At 70.0% G+C, this 22,854-nt stretch carries 22 protein-coding genes; 15 read left to right on the top strand and 7 right to left on the bottom strand.

Annotation, left to right across the window (positions count from 1 at the left end):
• The first annotated feature begins 255 nt into the window (after positions 1 to 255).
• From C5708_RS12720 to C5708_RS12710, 3 genes are read left to right on the top strand one after another with little or no spacing between them, the layout of a single operon-like run.
• Positions 256 to 801 (top strand): hypothetical protein, encoded by a 546-nt coding sequence (locus tag C5708_RS12720; RefSeq protein ID WP_242921665.1) that lies wholly within the window; start codon positions 256 to 258, stop codon positions 799 to 801.
• A gap of 52 nt (positions 802 to 853) precedes the next feature.
• Entirely contained in the window at positions 854 to 1,261 is a 408-nt protein-coding gene (locus tag C5708_RS12715; protein ID WP_242921663.1) for a TIGR01244 family sulfur transferase, read from the top strand.
• A 13-nt stretch (positions 1,262 to 1,274) separates the two neighbouring features.
• The gene (locus C5708_RS12710) at positions 1,275 to 2,165 is read left to right on the top strand and encodes an MBL fold metallo-hydrolase (protein WP_242921660.1); all 891 of its coding nucleotides are present in this window, start codon (positions 1,275 to 1,277) and stop codon (positions 2,163 to 2,165) included.
• Here the strand turns inward: C5708_RS12710 and C5708_RS12705 are convergent, their stop codons facing one another.
• The gene (locus C5708_RS12705) at positions 2,166 to 3,812 is read right to left on the bottom strand and encodes a long-chain-fatty-acid--CoA ligase (RefSeq protein WP_242921658.1); all 1,647 of its coding nucleotides are present in this window, start codon (positions 3,810 to 3,812) and stop codon (positions 2,166 to 2,168) included.
• Positions 3,813 to 3,946: 134 nt separating this feature from the next.
• The gene (locus C5708_RS12700) at positions 3,947 to 5,416 is read right to left on the bottom strand and encodes a bifunctional aminoglycoside phosphotransferase/ATP-binding protein (protein ID WP_242921656.1); all 1,470 of its coding nucleotides are present in this window, start codon (positions 5,414 to 5,416) and stop codon (positions 3,947 to 3,949) included.
• A gap of 143 nt (positions 5,417 to 5,559) precedes the next feature.
• On the opposite strand from C5708_RS12700, the gene C5708_RS12695 reads away from it, so the two are divergent.
• On the top strand, positions 5,560 to 6,171 hold the full coding sequence (locus C5708_RS12695) for a TetR/AcrR family transcriptional regulator (protein ID WP_242921655.1): 612 nt from the start codon (positions 5,560 to 5,562) through the stop codon (positions 6,169 to 6,171).
• A gap of 21 nt (positions 6,172 to 6,192) precedes the next feature.
• Here C5708_RS12695 and pdxH read toward each other — a convergent pair whose 3' ends face one another.
• Positions 6,193 to 6,861 (bottom strand): pyridoxamine 5'-phosphate oxidase, encoded by a 669-nt coding sequence (gene pdxH, locus C5708_RS12690; RefSeq protein ID WP_242921653.1) that lies wholly within the window; start codon positions 6,859 to 6,861, stop codon positions 6,193 to 6,195.
• A gap of 86 nt (positions 6,862 to 6,947) precedes the next feature.
• Here pdxH and C5708_RS12685 point away from each other — a divergent pair, with 86 nt between their 5' ends.
• The 5 genes from C5708_RS12685 (at position 6,948) to C5708_RS12665 (ending at position 10,658) form a co-directional block, all read left to right on the top strand.
• On the top strand, positions 6,948 to 7,634 hold the full coding sequence (locus C5708_RS12685; RefSeq protein WP_242921651.1) for a molecular chaperone DnaJ: 687 nt from the start codon (positions 6,948 to 6,950) through the stop codon (positions 7,632 to 7,634).
• Positions 7,635 to 7,691: 57 nt separating this feature from the next.
• Entirely contained in the window at positions 7,692 to 8,831 is a 1,140-nt protein-coding gene (gene aroC, locus C5708_RS12680) for a chorismate synthase (RefSeq protein ID WP_242921649.1), read from the top strand.
• A gap of 97 nt (positions 8,832 to 8,928) precedes the next feature.
• Entirely contained in the window at positions 8,929 to 9,627 is a 699-nt protein-coding gene (locus tag C5708_RS12675; RefSeq protein ID WP_242921647.1) for a pirin family protein, read from the top strand.
• A gap of 178 nt (positions 9,628 to 9,805) precedes the next feature.
• A complete protein-coding gene (locus C5708_RS12670; RefSeq protein ID WP_242921645.1) occupies positions 9,806 to 10,312 on the top strand; it encodes a response regulator in 507 nt (168 codons plus the stop codon).
• A gap of 82 nt (positions 10,313 to 10,394) precedes the next feature.
• Positions 10,395 to 10,658 carry a hypothetical protein gene (locus tag C5708_RS12665; protein WP_242921643.1) on the top strand — a complete coding sequence of 88 codons (264 nt, stop codon included), beginning with the start codon at positions 10,395 to 10,397 and terminating at the stop codon, positions 10,656 to 10,658.
• On the opposite strand, the gene C5708_RS12660 is transcribed toward C5708_RS12665, so the two are convergent.
• From C5708_RS12660 to queC, 3 genes are read right to left on the bottom strand one after another with little or no spacing between them, the layout of a single operon-like run.
• A complete protein-coding gene (locus tag C5708_RS12660; RefSeq protein WP_242921641.1) occupies positions 10,655 to 11,026 on the bottom strand; it encodes a 6-carboxytetrahydropterin synthase in 372 nt (123 codons plus the stop codon). The two genes, C5708_RS12665 and C5708_RS12660, sit on opposite strands and share 4 nt — an antisense overlap.
• Positions 11,027 to 11,063: 37 nt before the next feature.
• Positions 11,064 to 11,696, bottom strand: coding sequence for a 7-carboxy-7-deazaguanine synthase (gene queE, locus C5708_RS12655; protein ID WP_242921639.1), 633 nt, complete (start codon positions 11,694 to 11,696; stop codon positions 11,064 to 11,066).
• Positions 11,693 to 12,427: a 7-cyano-7-deazaguanine synthase QueC gene (gene queC / locus C5708_RS12650; protein ID WP_242921637.1), complete on the bottom strand. Its 735-nt coding sequence runs from the start codon at positions 12,425 to 12,427 to the stop codon at positions 11,693 to 11,695. The genes queE and queC overlap by 4 nt, the downstream gene beginning before the upstream one ends.
• A gap of 105 nt (positions 12,428 to 12,532) precedes the next feature.
• Here queC and cutA point away from each other — a divergent pair, with 105 nt between their 5' ends.
• The 3 genes from cutA to C5708_RS12635 all read left to right on the top strand — a co-directional run bounded on the left by cutA (position 12,533) and on the right by C5708_RS12635 (position 17,488).
• A complete protein-coding gene (gene cutA / locus C5708_RS12645) occupies positions 12,533 to 12,883 on the top strand; it encodes a divalent-cation tolerance protein CutA (protein WP_242921635.1) in 351 nt (116 codons plus the stop codon).
• Positions 12,884 to 13,070: 187 nt separating this feature from the next.
• Positions 13,071 to 15,947, top strand: coding sequence for a TonB-dependent receptor (locus tag C5708_RS12640; RefSeq protein ID WP_242921633.1), 2,877 nt, complete (start codon positions 13,071 to 13,073; stop codon positions 15,945 to 15,947).
• A gap of 146 nt (positions 15,948 to 16,093) precedes the next feature.
• Complete coding sequence (locus tag C5708_RS12635) at positions 16,094 to 17,488, top strand: ATP-binding protein (protein ID WP_242921631.1); 1,395 nt, start codon at positions 16,094 to 16,096, stop codon at positions 17,486 to 17,488.
• 114 nt (positions 17,489 to 17,602) lie between these two features.
• Here C5708_RS12635 and C5708_RS12630 read toward each other — a convergent pair whose 3' ends face one another.
• Positions 17,603 to 18,562, bottom strand: coding sequence for a LysR family transcriptional regulator (locus C5708_RS12630; RefSeq protein WP_242921629.1), 960 nt, complete (start codon positions 18,560 to 18,562; stop codon positions 17,603 to 17,605).
• A 162-nt stretch (positions 18,563 to 18,724) separates the two neighbouring features.
• Between C5708_RS12630 and C5708_RS12625 the strand changes: the two genes are divergently transcribed.
• From C5708_RS12625 to C5708_RS12615, 3 genes are read left to right on the top strand one after another with little or no spacing between them, the layout of a single operon-like run.
• Positions 18,725 to 19,825: an HlyD family secretion protein gene (locus tag C5708_RS12625; RefSeq protein WP_242921627.1), complete on the top strand. Its 1,101-nt coding sequence runs from the start codon at positions 18,725 to 18,727 to the stop codon at positions 19,823 to 19,825.
• Positions 19,822 to 21,366, top strand: a complete 1,545-nt coding sequence (locus tag C5708_RS12620) for a DHA2 family efflux MFS transporter permease subunit (RefSeq protein ID WP_242921625.1) — start codon at positions 19,822 to 19,824, stop codon at positions 21,364 to 21,366. The genes C5708_RS12625 and C5708_RS12620 overlap by 4 nt, the downstream gene beginning before the upstream one ends.
• Positions 21,350 to 22,813 (top strand): efflux transporter outer membrane subunit, encoded by a 1,464-nt coding sequence (locus C5708_RS12615; RefSeq protein WP_242921623.1) that lies wholly within the window; start codon positions 21,350 to 21,352, stop codon positions 22,811 to 22,813. The genes C5708_RS12620 and C5708_RS12615 overlap by 17 nt, the downstream gene beginning before the upstream one ends.
• Positions 22,814 to 22,854 lie beyond the last annotated feature (41 nt).

The following is a 22,854-nucleotide window of genomic DNA, read 5'->3' as shown; positions in this document are numbered from 1 at the left end:
TGTCTGGCGTGGCCCACGGTCAACGACCATTGCAGACCGATGACACAATCATCCACCTGCTGTCGCATTGAAGTCACAGCCTGGCCGATTTCTAGGCCGACATAAAATTTACAAATTTGAAACAATTTGAATGTTTCCGAATACGCTTAATCACTTGACCCCCCGTGGTCGGCCGCCCAGAAAATTCAGGGGACGCATCGGCCGCTTTACGGCCGCCCGCGTCCGCCTACGGGGCTTGCAGACGGGACCGCCGCCATGAACCGCTTCCAGGCCGCCCTGACCGGCGGCTCGATCGCCACGCTCGCCGTCCTTATCGCCGCCCCCGCCGCCTTTCCGCGCGCGCAGCAGCTGGCCCAGGCCTCCGCCGCCGTGGTCGACGAGGTCATCGCCTGCCGCCAGCGGCCCGACGGCGAGCGTCTGGCCTGCTACGACGCCGCCGTCGACAAGCTGATCCACGCCCGCACCGCCGGCGACGTGGTGGTGGTCGACCGCGACCAGATCAAGGAGGCCAAGCGCCAGGCGTTCGGCTTCGAGATCCCCGCCTTCGGCTTCCTCGACCGCGGCGCCAAGCCCGAAGCCGTCGAGCGCATCACCGCCAGGATCGAGCACGCCGGGCGCACGCCGGAAGGGCGCTGGCTGATCACGCTGGAAGGCGGTGCGGTCTGGGAGCAGACCGACGACGAGGCGGTGGACCAGCCGCCGCGCCAGGGTTCGACGGTCGAGATCCGCAAGGCCGCCCTGCAGAGCTATTTCATGAAGATCGACAATCAGCGTTCGATCCGCGTCAAGCGTCGCAACTAGCGGCGGCCCGGTCTACAAGGAGGGCTCTTTTCCGATCCGCTCCGAGGCCCTCATGACCGAATTTCGCCGCGTCACCGACGCCTTCGCCACCTCGCCCCAGATCGAGCTGGCCGACGTGGCCAGGGCCGCCCAGGAAGGTTATCGCCTGCTGATCAGCAACCGGCCCGACGGAGAGACGCCCGACCAGCCCAGCGCCGCCCAGGTGGCCGAAGCCGCCGCCGCCGCCGGCCTCGCCTTCCGCCACATCCCGGTCCAGGGCGGCCCGACGCCTGGCCAGGTCGACGCCATGCGCCAGGCCGTCGCCGAGGCCGACGGCCCCGTGCTGGCCTTCTGCCGCTCCGGCACCCGCTCGATCGTCACCTGGGCCCTGGGCCAGGCCGCCTCGGGCGCGCACCCGCGCGACGAACTGGTCGGGTTGGGCCGGGCGGCGGGCTACGACCTGTCCGGCGTCCTCGGCTGAACCGGCCCCGCCGATGATCCCCTTCGTGCGCGACATCCGCTTCGAGTACGGCCAGGTCGACCAGGTCTCGCCGCTGATCCGCCGCGTGGTGGCCGACAATCCCGGCCCCTTCACCTACACCGGCACCGGCACCTACATCGTCGGGCGCGGCCGGACGGCGGTGATCGATCCCGGCCCGGCGCTCGACGCGCACCTCGCGGCCATCCTGGCGGCGACGCGGGGCGAGACCATCAGCCACATCTTCGTCACCCACAGCCACCTCGACCATTCCCCCCTCGCCCGCCCCCTGGCCGAGGCGACGGGGGCGACGATCTACGGCTGCGCCCTGGGCGCGGGCGGCCCGGAGGACGGGCCGCCGATGGAGGCCGGCGACGACGACGGCTTCGTCCCCGACGTCAGCGTCTGCGCCGGCGCCCGCATCGACGGGCCGGGCTGGACCATCGAGGCGATCCCGACGCCGGGCCACACCTCGAACCACGTCTGCTACGCCCTGCTGGAGGAGAACGCCCTGTTCTCGGGCGACCACATCATGGGCTGGTCGACCACGGTGATCAGCCCGCCGGACGGCGACATGGGCGCCTATTACGACAGCCTCGACCGCGTCCAGGCGCGCGGCTTTGCGACGCTGTGGCCGACGCACGGGCCGCCGGTGACCGAGGTGTCGCCGTTCATCGACGCCTATCGCGCCCACCGCCGCGACCGCGAGCGGCAGATCCGCGAGCAGCTGGCGGCCGGCCGCACCCGCATCAAGGACATGGTGCCGGCCATGTACGCCGCCGTCGATCCGCGCCTGCATCCGGCCGCGGCGCGGTCGGTGCTGGCGCACATGCTGCACATGGTCCGCGCCGGCGAGGTCCAGGCCGCGGGCGAACCGGGCCTGGACAGCGACTACCGGCTGGCCTGATCAGCCGGCCTTGGCCGCCGCCGCGCCGGGCAGGACGTAGTCCTCGAACCGCGTGCGCAGCACCTTCTTGTCGATCTTGCCGGTGGCGCCCAGCGGGATTTCGTCGACGAAGACCACGTCGTCCGGCGTCCACCACTTGGCGATCTTGCCCTCCAGGTGCGCCAGGAACTCTTCCTTGGTGGCGGCCGCGCCGTCCTTGAGCTTGACCAGCAGCAGCGGCCGCTCCTCCCATTTGGGGTGGTGGACGCCGATCACGGCGGCGATCGCCGCCTTGGGGTGGCCGACGGCGATGTTCTCGATCTCGATCGAGCTGATCCACTCGCCGCCCGACTTGATGACGTCCTTGGCCCGGTCGGTGATCTGCATGTAGCCCTGATCGTCGATGGTGGCCACGTCGCCGGTGTCGAAGAAACCCTCCTGGTCGAGGATGTCGCCGCCGTCGCCCTTGAAATAGGCCCCAGCGACGGAATGGCCGCGAACCTTGAGGCGGCCGAAGGTCTTGCCGTCGTGCGGCAGGACCGCGCCCGCGTCGTCGGTCAGCTTCATCTCGACGCCCAGCGGGCAGCGGCCCTGCTTGAGCTTATAGGCCATCTGCTCGTCGTAGCTGAGCCTGGCCACCGCCGGCGTCTCGCCGCCGATGGTGCCGACCGGCGACATCTCGGTCATGCCCCACAGGTGGAAGACCTCGACGCCGTAGCGTTCCTTGAAGCCGCGGATGATCGATTCCGGACAGGCCGAGCCGCCGATGAACACCCGCTTGAGGGTGTCGATGCGCCCGCCCGTGGCGTCGAGATGCTGGAGCAGCATCTGCCACACCGTCGGCACGGCGGCCGAGACGGTGACGCCCTCGCTGACGATCAATTCGTATACGGACGGACCGTCCAGCTTCTGCCCCGGCATCACCAGCTTGGCCCCGACCGCCGGGGCGGCGAAGGTCACGCCCCAAGCGTTGGCGTGGAACATCGGCACCACCGGCAGCACCACGTCCTTGACCGAAAGGCCCATGACGTCGGCCTGCAGGGTCAGCAGGGCGTGCAGATAGTTCGAGCGGTGGGAATAGAGCACGCCCTTGGGGTTGCCGGTGGTGCCGGAGGTGTAGCAGAGCCCGGCGGCGGTGTTCTCGTCGAACCCGCCCCAGGCCGCCTCGCCCGCCCGGCCGGCGATCAGGGTTTCATACGAAATGGCGTCGGGAATGCCGGCCTGCCGGGTGCGCGCCTCGTCGGCCAGCACCACGAAATGCTTCACGCTCGGCATCTGGTCGCGGTGCTGGGCGAGCAGCGGCGCGAAGGTCAGATCGGTGAAGACGATCCGATCCTCGGCGTGGTTGATGATGTAGCAGAGCTGCTCGGCGAACAGGCGCGGATTGAGGGTGTGGCACACCGCCCCGATCCCCATGATCCCGTACCAGACCTCCATGTGGCGGTCGGTGTTCCAGGCCAGGGTGGCGATGCGGTCGCCGCGCTCGACGCCGAGCTCCAGCAGGGCGTCGGACAGCTGCTTCGCGCGCCGGTGGATCTGGCCGTAGGTGGTGCGGACGACCGGCCCCTCGATCGAGCGGGTGACCACCTCCCGGTCCGCATGCCAGTTGTCGGCGTGGTCCAGGATCTTGTCGACCGTCAGCGGCCAATTCTGCATCAGGCCCAACATGCGCCTCTCTCCAGTCATCAGTTTTTTGATTGATTGACTGGAAACGTATTGCGCAGCGCAGAACGGCGCAACGCGCGGGCGTTGAAATCCGGAATTTTGTCAGGTTTGTCGGTTTGCGGCGAAGCGACCGCGCCTCAGTCCTCGCGCAGCGGCGCCTCGGCGTCGAGCCGCTCCCAGCCGATCTCGCCGGCGTCGCGGTCGAGCTGGGCCTCCAGCACGGCGACGTCGGCGTCCGAAGCGTCGCCGGTGCGCGAGGCCACCCGTCCGCGCAGGACGTCGGGGGCCGCCTCCAGCCAGACGCCGCGGAACGGCGCGCCGGCCGCCTTGGCGACCGCCTCGGCCTGGGCGCGCTCCTCGGGACGCAGGAACACCGCGTCCAGCACCACCGCCCGCCCGGCGGCCAGGCAGGCGCCGGCCTCGTCGAACAAGGTCGCATAGACGCGGCGGCCGACCTCGGGCGCATAGGCCTCGGCCGGCAGCCGGTCGAGGGCGCCGACGCCCCACAGCCGCTTGCGGATCTCGTCGGTGCGCAGGATCACCGCGCCGGGCCTGGCTCCGAGCCCAGGCGCGGCCAGACGCGCCTGGGTGGACTTGCCCGACCCGGAAAGGCCGCCGAAGGCCGTCAGGCTGGCCGGCTCGGCCCCCAGGTGCCGGATGGCGGCGGCCATGTAGGCGCGGGCGGCCTCGGCGTCGCCGGCGTGGGCCGACACCTGCGCCCGCACCCCGGCCCGCACCGACAAGATCAGCGGCAGAAGCCCCAGGCCCGCATAGAGCTCGGCCGTCGGGAAGCTGCGCGCCGCCTCGTCCAGATAGCTGTTCAGCACCCGGTTGGCGGCGTCGGTGCGCCGGCGGAAATCCAGGTCCATCAGCAGGAAGCCCAGATCGTAGAGGACGTCCATGTCGCTGAGGGCGTCGTTGAACTCAATACAGTCGAACAGCACCGGCGCGCCGTTCTCGATCAGGATGTTACCTAGGTGCAGGTCGCCGTGGCAGCGGCGCAGGAACCCCGCCGCCCGCCGGCGCTCCAGCAGGCCGGCGGCGGCGGCCAGGGCGGCGTCCGTCCCGGCGCAGGCCGAGGCCACGACCGTCTCGCCGAACACCGAGACCTGCTTGCGGAACTGGGCGGCGTTGGACGGCACGGTGTAGCCCAGGGCGCCCTGGCCGCTTTCGGGCCGCAGCGCCGCGCCGGCGTGGAAGCGGGCGACGGCCCGCCCCAGGGTCTCCTCCAGGGCGTCGTCGATCGCCCAGGGCCGCTGGGACAGCACGGCCTCGTCGTCGAAGCGGCGCATCTCCAGCAGATATTCGACAGCCGGACCGGCGCCGTCCATTTCGAGCCCGCCCCTGGCCGCGCGGGTGACGCAGCGCACGCCGCGATAGACGTCCGGGGCGGTGGCGCAGTTGAACGCCAGCTCCCGCTCCAGCGCCCAGTGGCGCTTCTCCAGGGTCGAATAGTCGAGATAGCCGAAATCCACCGGCTTCTTGACCTTCAGCGCGCGGTCGCCAACCAAGTAGACGCTGGCGCAGGAGGTCTCGATCACCTTGTCGGCGCGTTCGGCCAGCCAGGCGGCGACCTCGATCTGGCGGCTATGGTCTTCGGACTTCAACGTCGCCTCCGGACGAATCGCGCGCTTACATCGTAAACGCTGGTGTCAATGCGCAATTCTGGCAGGGTTTCAGCGACTTGCGGCCGCTTGTCCGGCTTTCCGTTCCTGAGCATGTTCTGTCAAGCGTGAGTTCGGGATCGACAGTGGCCAGCAAGGAAGAACGTTCGGATCGTAAGCGGCGCGCGATCCTCGCGGCCGCTCGCGGGCTGTTCGTCAAGGACGGCTACGCCGGCGCCGGCATGGAGGCTGTCGCCCGCGTCGCCAACATCTCGACCGCGACGCTCTACGCCTATTTCCCCAGCAAGGCCGACCTGTTCCGGGCGGTCGTCGACGACGTGCTGGACGCCGTGCCGGACGCGCCGGTCGCCGCAGACCGCGCCGGCGACGCCCGGGAGCGGCTCTCCGGCTTCGCGCTCGACTACGCCGCGTTCATGACCGATCCGCTGCACCGCGCCCTCTATCGGTTGGTCGCCGCCGAGCGCCGCCAGTTCGCCGACCTGGCCGACCGCGCCGACCGCACCGCCCGCGCCCATCTGGGCGGAACCCTGATCCGGATCATCCAGGGGCTGGCTTCGGCCGGCGAACTGATCGTCGAGCGGCCGTCCGCGGCCGCCGGCCAGTTGCTGGGCATGATCGAGCACGCCACGCTGGTGGTGGCGATGATCCACGGCGACGAGACCCGCCCGGCCCGTCGCCTGGAAACCATCTGCGAAGACGCGGTCGAGACCTTCCTGGCCCGCTACGGCGCCCGCTGAGGCGTCACGGGACGGGAGGCGTCACGGGAACAGGCGCGTCGTCCGCCAGGGGCCGGTCTCGCTCTCGCGCAGGAAGACCAGCCGCTCATGCAGCCGGAACGGCCGGTCGCGCCAGAACTCGACGGCCGAGGGGATCACGCGATAGCCCGACCAGTGCGGCGGCCGCGGCACCTTGCCCAGGCCGAACTTCAGGCCGAACTCGGCCACCCGCCGCTCCAGGGCCAGGCGGTCGGGCAAGGGCCGCGACTGGTCCGAGGCCCAGGCGCCGACCTGGCTGTGCCGCGCGCGGCTGGCGAAATAGGCGTCGGCCTCGGCCGTCGTCGTCGGCTCGACCCGGCCGCGTACGCGCACCTGCCGGCGCAGGGATTTCCAGTGGAAGAGCAACGCCGCCTGCGGATTGGCCGCCAGTTCCAGCCCCTTGGCGCTCTCGGTGTTGGTGTAGAACACGAAGCCGCGCGGATCGACGTCCTTGAGCAGGACCATGCGCACGTCCGGCAGGCCGTCGGCGTCGGCCGTGGCCAGGGCCATGCCGTTGGGATCGTTGGGCTCGGCGGCCTTGGCCGCCTCCAGCCATTCGGCGAACAGGGCGAACGGGCCGCCGATCTCGGACAGGGGCGGACCGGCCTTCTCCTGGGCGGCGATGTAGTCTTCCTCGCTCGGCGAGGGCGGGATGAGGTCGGCGTCGTCCATGGCTTTGATATAGCGCCCTTCGGCGCGTGTGACAGGCTCGATCAGGCTTAACGCGTCGTTGACCCTGTTCGCTCAGCATGCGCGCCATGAGCGGGGCTTCCGACACCATGACGGTTCTCGAAGCGTTGGAGACGCTGGGCCTGCGGCCCGGCGCGACGCCGGACGACGTGGCGCGGGCCTTCCGCGCCACGGTCAAGACCGCCCACCCCGACCATGGCGGCGAGGCGCGCAGACTGCGCCGCATCGTCGAGGCCTATCGCCTGCTGGAGGCAGGCCGCGCGCCGTCGACCATCCCGCCGAGGCCCGAACGCCCGGTCGAGGACCGCCTGGAGATCACCCCGGCCGAAGCCCTGCGCGGCGGCGAACGGTCGGTGTCGCTGCCCGACGGCCGGCTTCGGCCGACGACGTTGCCGGCCGGCCTGCGCCCCGGCGACAAGGTGCGGTTGGACGGCGTGCTGCTGACGGTGTTCGTCCGGGGCGAAGACGGCGTGCTGGTCGACCGCGACCACCTGCATCTCACCGTCGCCGCCTCCCCCGCCCTGCTGCGCGACGGCGGGCGGCTGGAAGTACAGACCCCCACCGGGCCGCGCATGGTCTGGGTGTCGCGCGAGGCCGGCGCGCGCGGCCTGGTGCGGGTGCCGAACGAGGGCCTGCCCGCACGCGGCCGGCATGGACGCGGCGACCTGTTCGTGCGCCTGCAGCCCGACGCGTCGCGCTACGAGAGCCCCGCTCGCGCCAAGCGGCGGCGTTTCGGCGCAGCCTGGGCCGCATGATCCCTTTCGCATCGGCCCGATTTGTGGGCCGGCCGGCCTTCGGCTAAGACCAGCGCCATGTCGCACAACACCTTCGGCCACCTGTTCCGCGTCACCACCTGGGGCGAAAGCCACGGCCCGGCCCTGGGCTGCGTCGTCGACGGCTGCCCTCCGGGCCTGACCCTGACTGAGGCCGACATCCAGGTATGGCTGGACAAGCGCAAGCCGGGCGGCTCGAAGTTCGTCACCCAGCGGCGCGAGGCCGACGCGGTGCGCATCCTGTCGGGCGTGTTCGAGGACGAGCGCACCAAGGCCCAGTTCGGCGGCCAGGTCACCACCGGCACGCCGATCTCGCTGCTGATCGAGAACACCGACCAGCGGTCCAAGGACTATTCCGACATCGCCCAGGCGTTCCGCCCCGGCCATGCCGACTTCGCCTATTTCGCCAAGTACGGCGTACGCGACTATCGCGGCGGCGGCCGCTCCTCCGCCCGCGAGACCGCCGCGCGGGTGGCGGCCGGGGCCGTGGCGCGCAAGGTGCTGGGCGAGAGCGTGCAGATCCGCGCCGCCCTGGTGCAGATCGGCCCCCACGCCGTCGACCGCGCCCGCTGGGACTGGGCCGAGACCCACAACAACCCCTTCTGGTGCCCCGACGCCGGGACCGTCGCGGTCTGGGAGGACTATCTGGAAGGCGTGCGCAAGGCGGGCTCGTCGATCGGCGCGGTGCTCGAGGTCGAGGCGACCGGGGTTCCGGCCGGCTGGGGCGCGCCGATCTACGGCAAGCTCGACGCCGAACTGGCCGCCGCCCTGATGTCGATCAACGCCGCCAAGGGCGTGGAGATCGGCGCGGGCTTTGCCGCCGCCCTGCTGTCGGGCGAAGAGAACGCCGACGAGATGCGCATGGGGAACGACGGCGCGCCGGTGTTCCTGTCGAACAACGCCGGAGGGATCCTGGCGGGCCTGTCCACCGGCCAGCCGGTGGTGGCGCGGGTGGCGTTCAAGCCGACCTCCTCCATCCTGACCCCGCGCCGCTCCATCGACGAGACCGGCGCCGAGGTCGACCTGCGCACCAAGGGCCGCCACGACCCCTGCGTCGGCATCCGCGCCGCGCCGGTGGTCGAGGCGATGACCGCCTGCGTCCTGGCCGACGCCTTCCTGCGCCACCGGGCCCAGACCGGCGGCGGGGCGTTCGCCCCCGGCCGCGAGGGCCGAAGCTGATATTGGAAACAGTTACTGTTGCAATTTGGGCGACACGCCCTATCTAGGCGTTGAACCGGGACGCTTGGTCCCGAACAACGTCAACAGGGAGACCGCCATGATCGAGCGCAGACCCTTCAACGAACTCGGCCACGCCGACCACGGCTGGCTGAACGCGCGCCACCACTTCTCGTTCGCCAACTGGTACGACCCCGCGCGCATGGGCTGGGGCGCCCTGCGGGTGTGGAACGACGACGAGATCGGGCCGAAGTCCGGCTTTCCGCCCCACCCGCACGCGGACATGGAGATCATCACCTATGTCCGCAAAGGCGCGATCACCCATCAGGACAGCCTGGGCAACCAGGGCCGCACCGAGGCGGGCGACGTCCAGGTGATGTCGGCCGGAACGGGCATCCGCCATGCCGAATACAACCTGGAGCCCGAGACCACGACGCTGTTCCAGATCTGGATCGAGCCGTCCAAGCGTGGCGGCGCGCCGTCCTGGGGGGCCAAGCCGTTCCCCAAGGGCGACCGGTCCGGCAAGTTCGTCGCCCTGGCCAGCGGCTTCGACGGCGACGACGACGCCCTGCCGATCCGCGCCGAGGCGCGGGTGCTCGGCGCGACGCTGAAGGCCGGCGAAACCACGGTCTATGACCTGGGCGCCGCGCGCCACGCCTATCTGGTGGCGGCGGCCGGCCGCATCGAGGTCAACGGCGTCGAACTGGACGCCCGCGACGGCGCGGCCATCACCGGCGAGGAGCGGCTGGTGGTCAAGTCGTTGCAGGACGCCGAGGTGGTCCTGGTCGACGCCGCCTGAGGCGGCGGCTCGCGATCATTTGACTTTGCCTGAGACCCGCCTTCCCGGCGGGTCTCTTTTTATGGTTGACCTGCCGATAACCATGTTTCATTTGGGCCCCTCTGGCGTCGCGCGTTGAGTTCATCCGTCCGGCGGCGGATGCGTGCGCGCGTGAATATCTCGGGGGCGGCGCTTCTTCTTGCGGTTCGAACTGCTCAAGATTCTGCTGGTCGACGACAACCAGCACATGCGCGTGCTGCTGACCGAGATCCTTCGCGCCATCGGCGTGCGCGCGGTGCTGGAGGCCGAGGACGGGGCCGAGGCCCTGACCCTGATGCGCGCCCATCCCATCGACATCGTGATGACCGACCTGGCCATGACGCCGCTCGACGGCATCGACTTCGTCCGTCGGCTGCGCAACGCGCCCGACAGCCCCAACCAGCTGACCCCGGTGATCATGGTCACCGGCCACTCGACCTCCCGCCGGGTGACCGAGGCGCGCGACGCCGGCGTCAACGAGTTCCTGGCCAAGCCGGTGACCGCCAGGGGCGTGCTGGAGCGGGTGGTGGAGATCATCGACAATCCCCGGCCCTTCGTGCGATCGCGCGACTATTTCGGCCCGGACCGCCGGCGCAAGGCCGACCCCTATTTCGTCGGCCCCTACCGCCGCATCCACGAGCAGCACGCCGTCAACCTCGACCCCTGACCGGGGCCGCGGACGGCGGCGACGCCATCTAATCGCAACGATTCGGCCGGATGCTGGCGAGGCTCAGCCCAAGGAGCCTCAGATGCGAGCCCTTCCCTCCTCCAGGACCGCCGGCCTGTCGGCCGCGTCCGCCATCGCGCTGGCGGCGCTCGCCGTCTGCCTGCAAGGATGCGTCGCGGCGGCCGCCACCGGCGCCGTGGTCGGAACCGCCGTCGGGGTGACGGCCGGCGCGGTCGGCGCGACCGCCAAGGCCGGCGGCGCGGTGGTCGGCGCGGCCGGGCGGGCCGTCGCGGGCGGCGACGATCAGAAGGACAAGCCGGCGCCGAACGGCGGAAACCCGCCTTAGAGGTTCAGCGCGCAGCTTTCCCCGATGGTCGGCCGCGACACGACGATGCGCGACAGGCCAGGGAAGCGCGGACGCAGCTTGCCGGCGAAATGCAGGCACAGGCGCTCCAGCGTCGGGACCTCGAGGCCGGGATGATCGTTGAGCAGGCCGTGGTCAAGCTCGGTCGCGACGGCCCGCAGCGCCTCGTCGAGCGCCGACAGGTCAGCCACCCAGCCGGCCTCGGGGTCGGCCGGGCCGCGCACGCTGGCCTCGACCTTGAACGAATGGCCGTGCAGGCGCCGATAGCGGTGATCGGCCGGCCCCTGCTCCAGATAGTGGGCGGCGTCGAAGGTCGCGGCCTTCGTGATTTCGAAGTGAGCGTCGGTCATCTTGTCCGAAACATGGGGCCTGGGAGGCTCGAAATCCTCAGGGCAGGCCGAGATACTTGTGCGTCTGCACGCTTAAACGCCATTGCGGGTGCGAAAGGCAATAGGCGACCGCCGCCTCCGTCGCGGCGGCGCGGTCGGGACCATCCATCGGCTGAAGGAAGAAACGCTCGAAATCGAGGCCGGCGAAGCGTTCCGGATCGACCCCGGGCTGGGGGAAGACCAGCTTCAGCTCCTGGCCGCGGGTCTGCACCACCGGGGCGTCGGCCTTGGGGCTGACGCAGATCCAGTCGAGGCCCGCCGGCGCCGGCAAGGTGCCGTTGGTCTCCACCGCGATGGCGAACCCCCTGGCGTGCAGGGCGTCGATCAACGGCGCGTCCAGTTGCAGCAGCGGCTCGCCGCCGGTGCAAACCACCAACTGGTCGTGCGCCGGGCCGGTCCAGGCCGCCGCCACCGCGTCGGCCAGCCGCTCGGCGTCGGCGAAGCGTCCGCCCCCCGGCCCGTCCATCCCCACGAAGTCGGTGTCGCAGAAGGTGCATACCGCCTTGGCGCGGTCCTGCTCGCGGCCGGACCACAGATTGCAGCCGGCGAAGCGGCAGAACACCGCCGCCTTGCCCGCCTGGCCGCCCTCGCCCTGGAGGGTGAGGAAGATCTCCTTGACGCTGTAGGTCACGGCGCGGCCGCCGGCCGCCCCTCGGCGACCCAGGTCTCGAAGCCCCTGGCCCGCAGCTCGCAGGCCGGGCACGCGCCGCAGCCGTATCCCCAGGGATGCAGCTCGCCGCGCTCGCCGAGGTAGCAGGTATGGCTCTCGCGCAGGGTCAGGTCGATCAGCGCCTCGCCGCCCAGCCCCTTGGCCAGGGCCCAGGTCTGCGCCTTGGTCAGGCGCATCAGCGGCGTCTCGATGCGGAAGTCGCGCTCCATGCCCAGGTTCAGGGCCTGCTCCATGGCGTCCATGGTGGCGCGACGACAGTCGGGATAGCCGGAATAGTCCGTCTCGCACATGCCGCCGACCAGGGCGCGCAGGCCCCGCCGGTCGGCCAGGGCCGCCGCATAGGTCAGGAACACCAGGTTGCGGCCGGGCACGAAGGTCGACGGCAGGCCGCTGGCGGTCATTTCGATGGCCCGGTCGGCGGTCAGGGCCGACTCGGCCACGGCGCCGAACCCGCGAATGTCGAGCATGTGGTCCGGACCGAGCCGTTCGGCCCAGGCGGGAAAAGCCGCGATGAAGCCCTCGCGCACCGCGCGGCGCGCCTCCAGCTCGACCGCGTGACGCTGGCCGTAGTCGAAGCCGACCGTCTCCACCCGCGCGTAGCGGTCGAGCGCCCAGGCGAGACAGGCGGTGGAATCCTGACCGCCGGAGAACAGGACAAGCGCGCCTGAGGCGGTGGAAGCTGGATCGGACATGCGTATGCTGAAACCGGGATTGAACGAGGCCTGCGGCCGGCCGACGCTAGATGAGCACGCCCGCCGCCGGGCGCAACGGCACGCCTAGATCAGGACGCCTAGATCATGCAGGACGCGGTCTTCCTCTACACGACCTGGCCCGACGCCGAAACCGCCGAGGCCCTGGCGCGCGAAGCCCTGGAGCAGGGCCTGTGCGCCTGCGCCAACCTCTTCCCGCCGGTCCGCTCGATCTATCGCTGGAAGGACGCGGTCGAGGAGGCGGTCGAAACGCCGATGACCTTGAAAACGACTCGGGCCGCCGAGGGCGCGTTGCGCGGACTGATCGTCGCACGCCACCCCTACGACGTCCCCTGCATCCTGGCGTTGACCGTCGACAGCCAAGCGTCGCACCCCGAATTTCTCCAATGGCTGCAAGGAAGTGTGTCTTTCGCAGAACGATGTGCGGCGAGCCGGTGACATCGCATAACTTATCGCCGTTTATGTTCCTCCTCGCCAGTTGACAGCTTTCAAACGCGCGTATGCAATCCTCGTACGCCGCGAGGGTAAGCCGTGCACCCGACGTGGCAAATAATTGCGCGGCGCCGAGGAAACAGGACGTTCGCAGAACCAGCCATAAGGTTCGCGGCGTCACGGGAGGAATAAGATGTCGCAATCTCTGCGTTTGCGGAGCCTGCTCGCCATGGGCGTTTCGGCGGGGGCTCTCATCGCCATCGGATCACCGGCGCTCGCTCAGCAGACCCCGCCGCCCGCCAAGGCCGGCGGCACCGTCATCGAGGAACTGGTCGTCACCGCCCAGAAGAAGGAGGAGGCGCTGCAGGACGTGCCGATCGCCGTCTCGGCCTTCTCGCAGGACATGCTGCAGAAGCAGAAGATCGACGGCGGCCCCAACCTCGTCACCTCGATCCCCAACGTCAACTTCTCCAAGGGCAACTTCACCGGCTACAACTTCCAGATTCGCGGCGTCGGGGCCAAGCTGGTGGCGGCGTCGGGCGATTCCGGCGTGGGCGTGCACCTGAACAACGCGCCCCTGACCTCGAACAACCTGTTCGAATCCGATTTCTATGACGTCGAGCGGGTGGAAGTGCTGCGCGGACCGCAGGGCACGCTCTACGGCCGCAACGCCACCGGCGGCGTGGTCAACGTCATCACCGCCAAGCCGACGGACGACTTCGGCGCCAACCTCCGCGCCGAGTACGGCAACTACAATTCCATCAAGGTCCGCGGCATGATCAACGTGCCGATCTATGGCGACAAGCTCGACCTGCGGGTGGCCGGCACCTATCTGAAGCGCGACGGCTTCGGCAAGAACATCGCCACCGGCAACGACGCCGACGACCGCGACCTCTACGCCTGGCGCGCCACCTTGAAGTTCGCGCCGACCGACAGTTTCCGCGCCACCTTGATGTACGACACCTTCCACGAGGACGATAACCGCTCGCGGATCGGCAAGCAGCTCTGCACCAAGGACCCAGGCCCCGCCAATGTCGGCGGCGCGCCCTATTCGGCCAATCCGCTGGTGGCGCAGGTGGAGCGCGGCTTCTTCAGCCAAGGCTGTCAGGCGACGCCAGTGAATTCGCCCGGCGTGCTGGGCACCATCAATTCGCAGGCGACGCTCGGCGGCCTCTACGCCGCCCTGACCGGGCTGCAGACCGGCGACGCCTTCGCCGGCCAGATGCAGGACCCCAACATCCGCAACATCCAGTCGTCGTTCGATCCGATCTACCGGACCAACACCGACATCGTCGAATTCAACATCGATTGGGACCTGACCGATCAGCTCAAGTTCACGTCGCTGACCTCGTACACCAGCTACGACCTGTTCACCCGGCAGGACTACACCCGCTACATCCCCAACACGCCGTTCAACACCACGCCCAATCCGGTCAACGCCTTCGCGGCGGTTCCGGGCTATGCGGCGCTGTACGGCAGCCTGTTCCCTGGAGGCGTGGTCAACGACCCGCAGAACGGCGCCTCGAACCTCTTCCGCACCTCGGACATCTCGTCGGCCAAGTCCAAGCAATGGACCCAGGAGCTTCGCCTTCAGTCCAATTTCGACGGGCCGATCAATTTCAACATCGGCGGCATCTATCTGGACTTCAAGTCCAACCCGCAAGACTACTTCGTGATGTTCAACACCGCGGGCGCGTACTATTCTCTGAAAAACTACCTGACTTCGGCGGCGACAGGCGGAGCGGTGCCCTATCCCTGCCCCGCCGGCAACGCCAACTGCATCTATATCGACCCCAACCAGACGCCGACCGGCCAGGGGCATAACTATTACGACAACACCGGCGCCTATCACCTGAAGTCCCGCGCGGCCTTCGGCGAGGTCTATTATCAGATGACGCCGGACTTCAAATGGACCATCGGCCTGCGCTACACCGACGACAACAAACTGCAGCAGAACCTGGCGGTGGCCCTCGGCCTGCCCGGCAGCGGCTCGGCCGGCCCGCCCGCCGGTCAGCTGCCGATCAACCAGGTCCGCTTCCGCGAGACCACCGGCCGCTTCGGCTTCGACTGGAAGCCGCATCTGAGCTTCACCAACGACACGCTCATCTATGCGTTCTTCTCGCGCGGCTACAAGGCCGGCGGCCTGAACCCGGCCTGCAGCCTCGGCGTCGGCTGTCCGCCAGCCTCGTTCGCGCCGGAGTTCGTCAACGCCTACGAGCTCGGCACCAAGAACACCCTGATGAACGGCTCGCTGCTGCTGAACCTCACGGGCTTCTACTACGACTACAACGGCTATCAGGTCTCCAAGATCGTCAACCGCACCTCGGTCAACGAGAACATCGACGCCAAGATCTACGGTGTGGAGTTTGAAACCGTGTGGTCGCCGATCCGCAACCTACGCCTGAACGCCAACATCGGCTATCTGCACACCGAGATCAGCAACGGCGCCTCGGTCGACACCTTCAACCGCACGGGCGGCAACCCCAACCTGGTGGTGATGAAGTCGAGCGAGGCCTCCAACTGCGTGGTCACCATGACCGCCGCCCAGACGGCCCTGGGCATCGCCAACGCCACCAACCCCTTCAACCTGCTGGGGGCCTGCACCCCGGTCAGCGCGGCCGGGGCCGGAACGCTGCTGGCGCCCGGCGCAGTGGCGGTGGGCACCAACGCCTTCGGCGGCCTGGTTTCGGACGGCGTCGAGATGAACCTGAAGGGCAACGAACTGCCCAACTCGCCGCACTGGACCACCTCGATCGGCGGCCAGTACACCTGGGACCTGCCCCAGGGCTGGAACATGGTCCTGCGCAGCGACTTCTACTGGCAGGACAAGTCGTACGCCCGGATCTACAATACTGCGGCCGACCGGCTGGACAGCTGGACCAACCTCAACGCCACCCTGACCATCGCCAATCCTGGCAACGGCTGGACGTTCGAGCTGTACGGCAAGAACCTGACCAACGAGACGGTGATCACCGACACCTATCTGACCGACGACTCGTCCGGCCTGTTCCGCAACGCCTTCTATACCGATCCGCGCACCTACGGCGTCGCGGTGACCAAGACTTTCTAACCGCTCGCAGAACGCTGAAATCCTGAAGGCGGGGCGAAAGCCCCGCCGCTTTTCTGACCGACATCGAGAATGAACTTATCGACTTAACTACTCCGCAAGCGTGAGGCGCTAATGTGCTCGCCTGAAACAGCGGCGCGTCGTGTATGATGAACAGCTTTCTAGCCCTCGCCGAACGTGTGGCCCCGGCGGACCTGCATGGGTCGGCGGCTGAACTGATCGCTCGCTTCGTTCAAGAGCCGGCGCTGGATTTCGTCGCCGTGGTCGATCATGACCGACCGGTCGGCCTGTTTCCGCGCTCCAGCGCGCGCAGCCTGCCGCACGACCGCCTCGCCGGCCTGACCGTCGCCGCCGTGATGGACCCCGAGCCGTTCCTGGCCGACATCGCCGAAGAGCCCGCCGTCGTACGGGCCCGGCTGGTCGACACCCCCGGCGTGGCCGGCGTCGTCGTCGTCTCGCAGGGCCGCTATTTCGGCGTCTGCCCGCTCGCCGCCCTGCTGCGGGCCGCCGGCGAGGAACAGCGCGTCGCGCCGCCCAGCCGCGACCAGTTCCTCGACGTCATCAGCCACGAGATCCGCACCGCTCTCAACGGGGTGCTGGCCATGGCCGAACTGCTGCAACGCCAGCCCCTGTCCGCCGACGCGCGCACCTACGCCAACACCCTCGTCGATTCCAGCAAGAGCCTGCTCGGCGTCCTGGCCGACGCGGTCGACCTGTCGCGCGGCGTGGCCGGCCGGCTGGACATGACCCCGCGTCCGACGCCCCTGCGCGAGCTGATGGACGACGTCCAGGCCGCCTGGCGCGGCCGCGGCGGCGACAGCGTCAACCTGCTGGTCTCCTACGACGGCGACGACCTGACGGCGCGCATCGACGCCGAGCGCCTGCGGCAGGTGTTCGGCCTGCTGATCGAACAGGCCGTCCGCCTGACCCGCCACGGGGCCGTCGAGGCCGCGCTCTACGCCCGCCGTGTCGACGGCGGCGTGCTGATCGAAGGCCGCGTCCGCGACACCGGGGCCGGCTATTCCCCCGAGCGGCTGGCCCGCATCTTCGAGATTCCCACCGAACCCGGCGGCGCGGGCCTGGCCCTGCCGCTGTGCCGCCGCATCATTGACGCCATGCAGGGCTCGATCCGCGCCGAGAGCAACACCGGCGCCGGCGCGACCATCACCTTCGACCTGATGGCCGAAGAGGCCGCGCCCGCCGCCGCCGGCGCAGAGCCAGCGCCCCATATCGGCGACGGCGGCCGCAGCGCCCACGTGCTGGTCGTCGACGACAACGCCACCAACCGCATGGTCGCCGAGGCGCTGTGCGAGATGTTCGACTGCACGTCGGAGTGCGCCGAAGACGGCGTGGAGGCCCTGGAGGCCGCCCGCACCGGACGCTTCGACCTGATCCTGATGGACATCAGATGCCGCGCATGGACGGCGTCGAGGCCACCCGCGCCATCCGCAGCCTGGGGGGAGCGGTCGGCGGCACCCCGATCATCGCCCTCACCGCCAACGCCGATCCCGACGACGCCGCGATCTACCTGGCGGCCGGCATGAACGCGGTGGTGGAAAAGCCGATCAAGCCCGAGCGGTTGCTCGCGGCCATGACCGAACTGCTGCCGACGGACGCGGCGGCCGACACGGTCGCGGCCGCGTGATCGCCCCAGGCCGCTAGAGCTCGGCGGCGGCGGCCTGCATCAGCCCGACCAGCCACGCCACCGGCCCGTGGTCGCTCTCGCTGGCGCGGGTGACAACCCCGACCTTGGCCGGCGGCGGCGGATTCGGCGGATCGATCAGCGCCAGCTTGCGCTTGGCCGACGCGCTCTCGGCCAACCGGCGCGGCAGCAGGGCGACCATATCGGTCTGGCTGACGATGGCCAGGGTCGAGAAGGAATCCGGCACCGACAGCGAGATGGCGTCCGCCCGCGTATGGCCGTCGAAGATATAGTCTTCGCTCCAGGTCGACAGCCGCTTGAGGCCGAGGTTCGGCCGCTGCCCCCGCCGCTCCGGCTCCATCTCGTCCGAGTGCCGCACCATGACCTGATGCAGGCCCGCCAGCTTGGCGAGCGCGGCGCCGTCGGCGATGGCGGGATGGCCGGCGCGGACCGCCCAGACGCCGGTCTCCTCGAACAGGTGGGTGTAGGTCATCCCATCCGGCACCTGCTCGAAGCCGCCGACCACCGCGTCGACCCGGCCGCGGCTGAGGTCGTCGGCGAAGGCGGCGTCCTGTCCGTGTATGCGCAGCTTGGCCCTGGGCGCGGCCTCGAAGAACCGCCGGACCAGCCGGGGCATCAACACCGCGCAGATATAGGCCGTGGCGCAGACGTCGAACCGGCGCTCGGTGACGGCCGGATCGAACCGGGGAGCCGACACCGCCGCCTCCAGGAGCTTCAGCGCCTTCTGCACGGCCGGCGCCAGGTCCAGCGCCCGCGAGGTCGGCTGCAGCCCGGCCGGCCCTCGCACGAACAGGTCGTCGTCCAGCGACCGGCGCAGCCGGCCGAGGGAGTGGCTGATCGCCGACTGGCTCAACCCCAGCCGCGCGCCGGCGCGCGTGGCGCTGCCTTCGACCAGCAGCGCCTCGAACACGCGCAGGAGATTGAGGTCAAGATTGCGAAAATGAGGGTCGTTCATGATGGCTGTGACGGAATATCATTTGGCTCATGAAAGTGCGAGGCCTATCTCCGTCGTCACCGCGCCGTCGCATGGCGACGCGATCGATTCTCTAATGTCCGAAACCTGGCTGCGATCGCCGAGCCCGCCCCGCCCGATCGCGCGGAACGTGGAGCACGGCGCGTGAGCGACGCAGAAGGATATCAGGCCATCGGCGACGCCGAGGCCGAAGGCGCGCGCCGTCCCGGCCGCCGCACGCTGGGCGCCCGGCTGCGCTGGCCGCTGATGATCGGCGTCCCGCTGATCATCCTGGGCGTCGTGGCGTTCGTGATCCTGACCGGCGGCCGCTACCAGACCACCGACGACGCCTATGTCCAGTCGGCCCGCGCCGGCGTCAGCGCCAGCATCCCCGGCCGGGTGGTCGAGATCGAGGTCAAGGAGAACCAGGCGGTCCGCAAGGGACAGGTGCTGTTCAAGCTCGACCCCGCCGACTATCAGGTCGCGGTCGAGCAGGCTGAGGCGGCCCTCGCCGCGGCCCGCTACCAGGCCCAGGGCCTGCAGTCGGTCTACGCCCAGCGGCAGGCCGACATCGCCGCCGCCCAGGAAACCGTCGGCTATACGGCGCGCGAGGCCCGCCGTCAGCAGGACCTCGCCGCCGCCGGCGTCAGCTCCCGCGCCCAGGCCGACCAGGCCGCCCACGCCGCCGAGCAGGCCCGCCGCCAACTCGCCGTCGCCCAGCAGCAGGCGACCACCGCCCTGGCCGACCTCGGCGGCCGGGCCGGCGCCCCCGCCGACCAGCACCCGCGCGTGCTGCAGGCCAGGGCCGATCTCGACCGCGCCCGCCTCAACCTCGGCTACGCCGTGGTGGTCGCCCCGGTCGACGGCGTGGTGACCAAGGTCGAGCAGCTTCAGGTCGGCAACCGCGTGGCCGCCTCCCAGACCCTGTTCTGGCTGGTGTCCGGCCAGCCCTGGATCGAGGCCAATTTCAAGGAGAACCAGCTGGCCAAGATGCGGGTCGGCCAGTCGGCGCGCATCACCATCGACGCCTACGACCACGCCTTGAACGCCCACATCGCCAGCTTCAGCCCCGGCACCGGGTCGAGCTTCGCCCTGCTGCCGCCCGAGAACGCCACCGGCAACTGGGTCAAGGTGGTGCAGCGCCTGCCCGTGCGCCTGGCGCTCGACGAGGCCGCCCCCGGCCTCAGCGCCGGCCTCAGCGCCAAGGTCAAGGTCGACACCCGCCCGCCGCAGGGCGCGAAGACCGACAAGGCCGCCGGCCGATGATCGCGGCGGCGCGCAGGGCCACCGGCGACGGGTCGAACCGGGCGGCGATCACCGTCTCCATCATGCTGGCGACGGTGATGAACTCGCTCGACACCACCATCGCCAACGTCGCCCTGCCCCACATCCAGGGCAGCGTCTCGGCCTCGGCCGAGCAGATCACCTGGGTGCTGACCTCGTATATCGTCTCGGCGGCGATCATGACGCCGCTGACCGGTTTCCTGGCCGACAAGATCGGCCGCAAGATGGTGTTCCTGATCTCGATCGCCGGCTTCACCGCCGCCTCGGTGCTGTGCGGCGTCGCCAACAGCCTGGTCGAGATCGTGCTGTTCCGCCTGTTGCAGGGCGTGTTCGGCGCGGCGCTGATCCCGTTGTCCCAGGCCGTCCTGCTCGACATCAACCCGCCCGAGAAGCACGGCCAGGCCATGGCCGTCTGGGGCGCCGGCGCGGTGCTGGGCCCCATACTCGGCCCGGCCCTCGGCGGCTGGCTGACCGACAACCTCAACTGGCGCTGGGTGTTCTTCATCAACCTGCCGATCGGCGTCCTGGCCTTCGCCGGCGTGATGTTCTTCCTGTCCGAGAAGCGGGCGGCCGACCAGAAGCGTTTCGACTTCCTCGGCTTCGCCAGCCTGGCCCTGGCCATCGGCGCCTTCCAGATGCTGCTCGACCGCGGCCCGAGCCAGGACTGGTTCGCCTCGCCCGAGGTCTGGACCTACCTCATCGTCTGCGTGATCTCCCTCTGGGTCCTTTGCGTGCAGACCGCGACGGCGGCGCGCCCCTTCGTCGAGCGCGGCCTGCTGGCCGACCCCAACTTCCTGACCTGTTCGATCTTCGGGTTCTTCATCGGCATCCTGCTGTTCAGCACCCTGGCTCTGCTGCCGCCGATGATGCAGACCCTGCTCGGCTATCCCGTCGCCTTCACCGGCATCGTCACCATGCCCCGCGGCGTGGGGTCGTTCATCGCCATGTTCCTGGTCGGACAGCTGATCGGCAGGGTCAACACCAAGCTGATCCTGCTGGTCGGCCTGACCGCCAGCGCCGTGGCGACCTGGCAGATGAGCCAGTTCAGCCTGGGCATGGACACCCGGCTGATCATCATGTCGGGCTTCCTGTCGGGGATCGGCACCGGCCTGATCTTCGTGCCGCTGAGCACCATCGCCTTCGCCACGGTCAAGCCGGAATACCGCACCCAGGGCGCGGGCCTGTTCACCCTCATCCGCAACATCGGGTCGAGCGCCGGCATCTCGATCATGCAGGCCCGCTTCGTCGACGGGGTGGAGATCCACCACTCGGCCATGGTCGAGCACGCCCGTCCCGACAACCCGCTCTATCAGGCCTATCTGGGCGCGCCCCTGGGCTTCGACACCCAGGCCGGCCTCGCCGCGCTGAACGGCATGATCACCCGCCAGGCGTCGATGCTGTCCTATGTCGACGACTTCCGGCTGATGCTGGTGATCACCGTGCTGTGCGCGCCCCTGCTCCTCCTTATGCGAACCCCGAAGAAGAAGACCGGGGGAGAGGATCTCCATGTCGCCGTCGACTAACGCCTCCCGCCTCGCCCTGGCGCTCGCCGCGACCGGCCTCCTGGGGGCCTGCGCCGCCGTCGGGCCCGACTTCGCCGCGCCGCAGCCTCCCAAGACCGCCGGCTACGCCATGGCCGGCGACGCCGCCCCCGCCCAGGCGCGCCTCGACGGCGCGGCGGCGGCCGGCCCCTGGTGGACCGCGCTCGGCTCGCCCGCTCTCGACCGCACGGTGCGTCAGGCCCTGAGCGACAGCCCGACCCTGGCCGAGGCCGACGCCACGCTCGGCCAGGCCCAGGCGGCCCTGGCGGCGGCGCGCGGCGGCCTCGCTCCCCAGGTCGACCTCACGGCCGGCGCCAACCGCGAGCGCGCCAACCTCCAGGCCTTCGGCTTCTCCGGCGGCTTCGGCGGCGTGGCGCTCAGCAACCCGACCTTCAGCCTCTATTCGCTCGGGGGAAGCGTCGGCTACGACCTCGACCTGTTCGGCGGCCGTCGCCGCCGGGTCGAAAGCGCCGCCGCCCAGGCCGAGGCCCAGGCCCGCCGCGCCGACGCGGCCTATCTGACCCTCACCGGCAATGTCGCCTTGCAGGCGGCGACCATCGCCGCCCTGCGCGCCCAGATCGCCGCCGTCGAGCGGATGGTCGCCGCCGACGAGCAGAACCTCGAACTGGCGCGGCGGGCCAACGCCCTGGGCGGGGCCGCCAGCACGGCCAAGGTCGCCGCGCAGACCCAGCTGGAATCCGACCGCACCCAGCTGCCCGGCCTGCGCAGCCAGCTGGGCGCGGCCCGCCACGCCCTGGCGCTGCTGGTCGGCCGCGCGCCCGCCGACTGGACCGCCCCCGAGTTCGACCTCGCCGAGTTCGACCTGGACGCCGCCGTCCCCGTCAGCCTGCCCTCGCAGCTGGTGCGCAAGCGTCCCGACATCCTGGCGGCCGAGGCCGAACTGCACGCCGCCACCGCCGACGTCGGCGCGGCCACGGCCGACCTCTATCCCGACATCAAGCTGACGGCGTCGCTCACCCAGGGCGCCATCTCGCCCGGCGACATCTTCTCCTACGATTCCAGCGCCTGGAACCTGGGCGCCGGCCTGACCGCGCCGATCTTCCACGGCGGCGAGCTCCAGGCCCGGCGGCGGCAGGCGGTCGAGGCGGCCCGGGCCGCCGACGCGCGCTATCGTCAGACGGTGCTGACCGCCTTCGTCCAGGTGGGCGACGCCCTGCAGGCCCTGGCCGACGACGGCGAGGCCATCGCCGCCCAGACCCGCGCCGAGGCCCAGGCGGCGGAGTCGCTGCGGCTGGCCAAGATTGCCTTCGACAAGGGCGGCGGCACGATGATCGACGTCCTCGACGCCCAGCGTCAGCTCAACCAGGCCCAGGCCGCGCGCATGCGCCTGCAGGGCCAGAGGCTGGCCGACCTCGTCCGGCTGTTCGCAGCCTCGGGCGCCGACTGGCGCGGCGCGGGAAAGGGCTGAACCAAAGACACGCGGATTCAATCCGCAAGCGGCTTGAAGCG

It is taken from the genome of Caulobacter sp. CCUG 60055 (genome assembly GCF_022750545.1).
GTDB lineage: Bacteria > Pseudomonadota > Alphaproteobacteria > Caulobacterales > Caulobacteraceae > PUIC01.
Note: the sequence above shows the minus strand (reverse complement) of the source record. Positions and strands in the feature narration are given on the sequence as shown.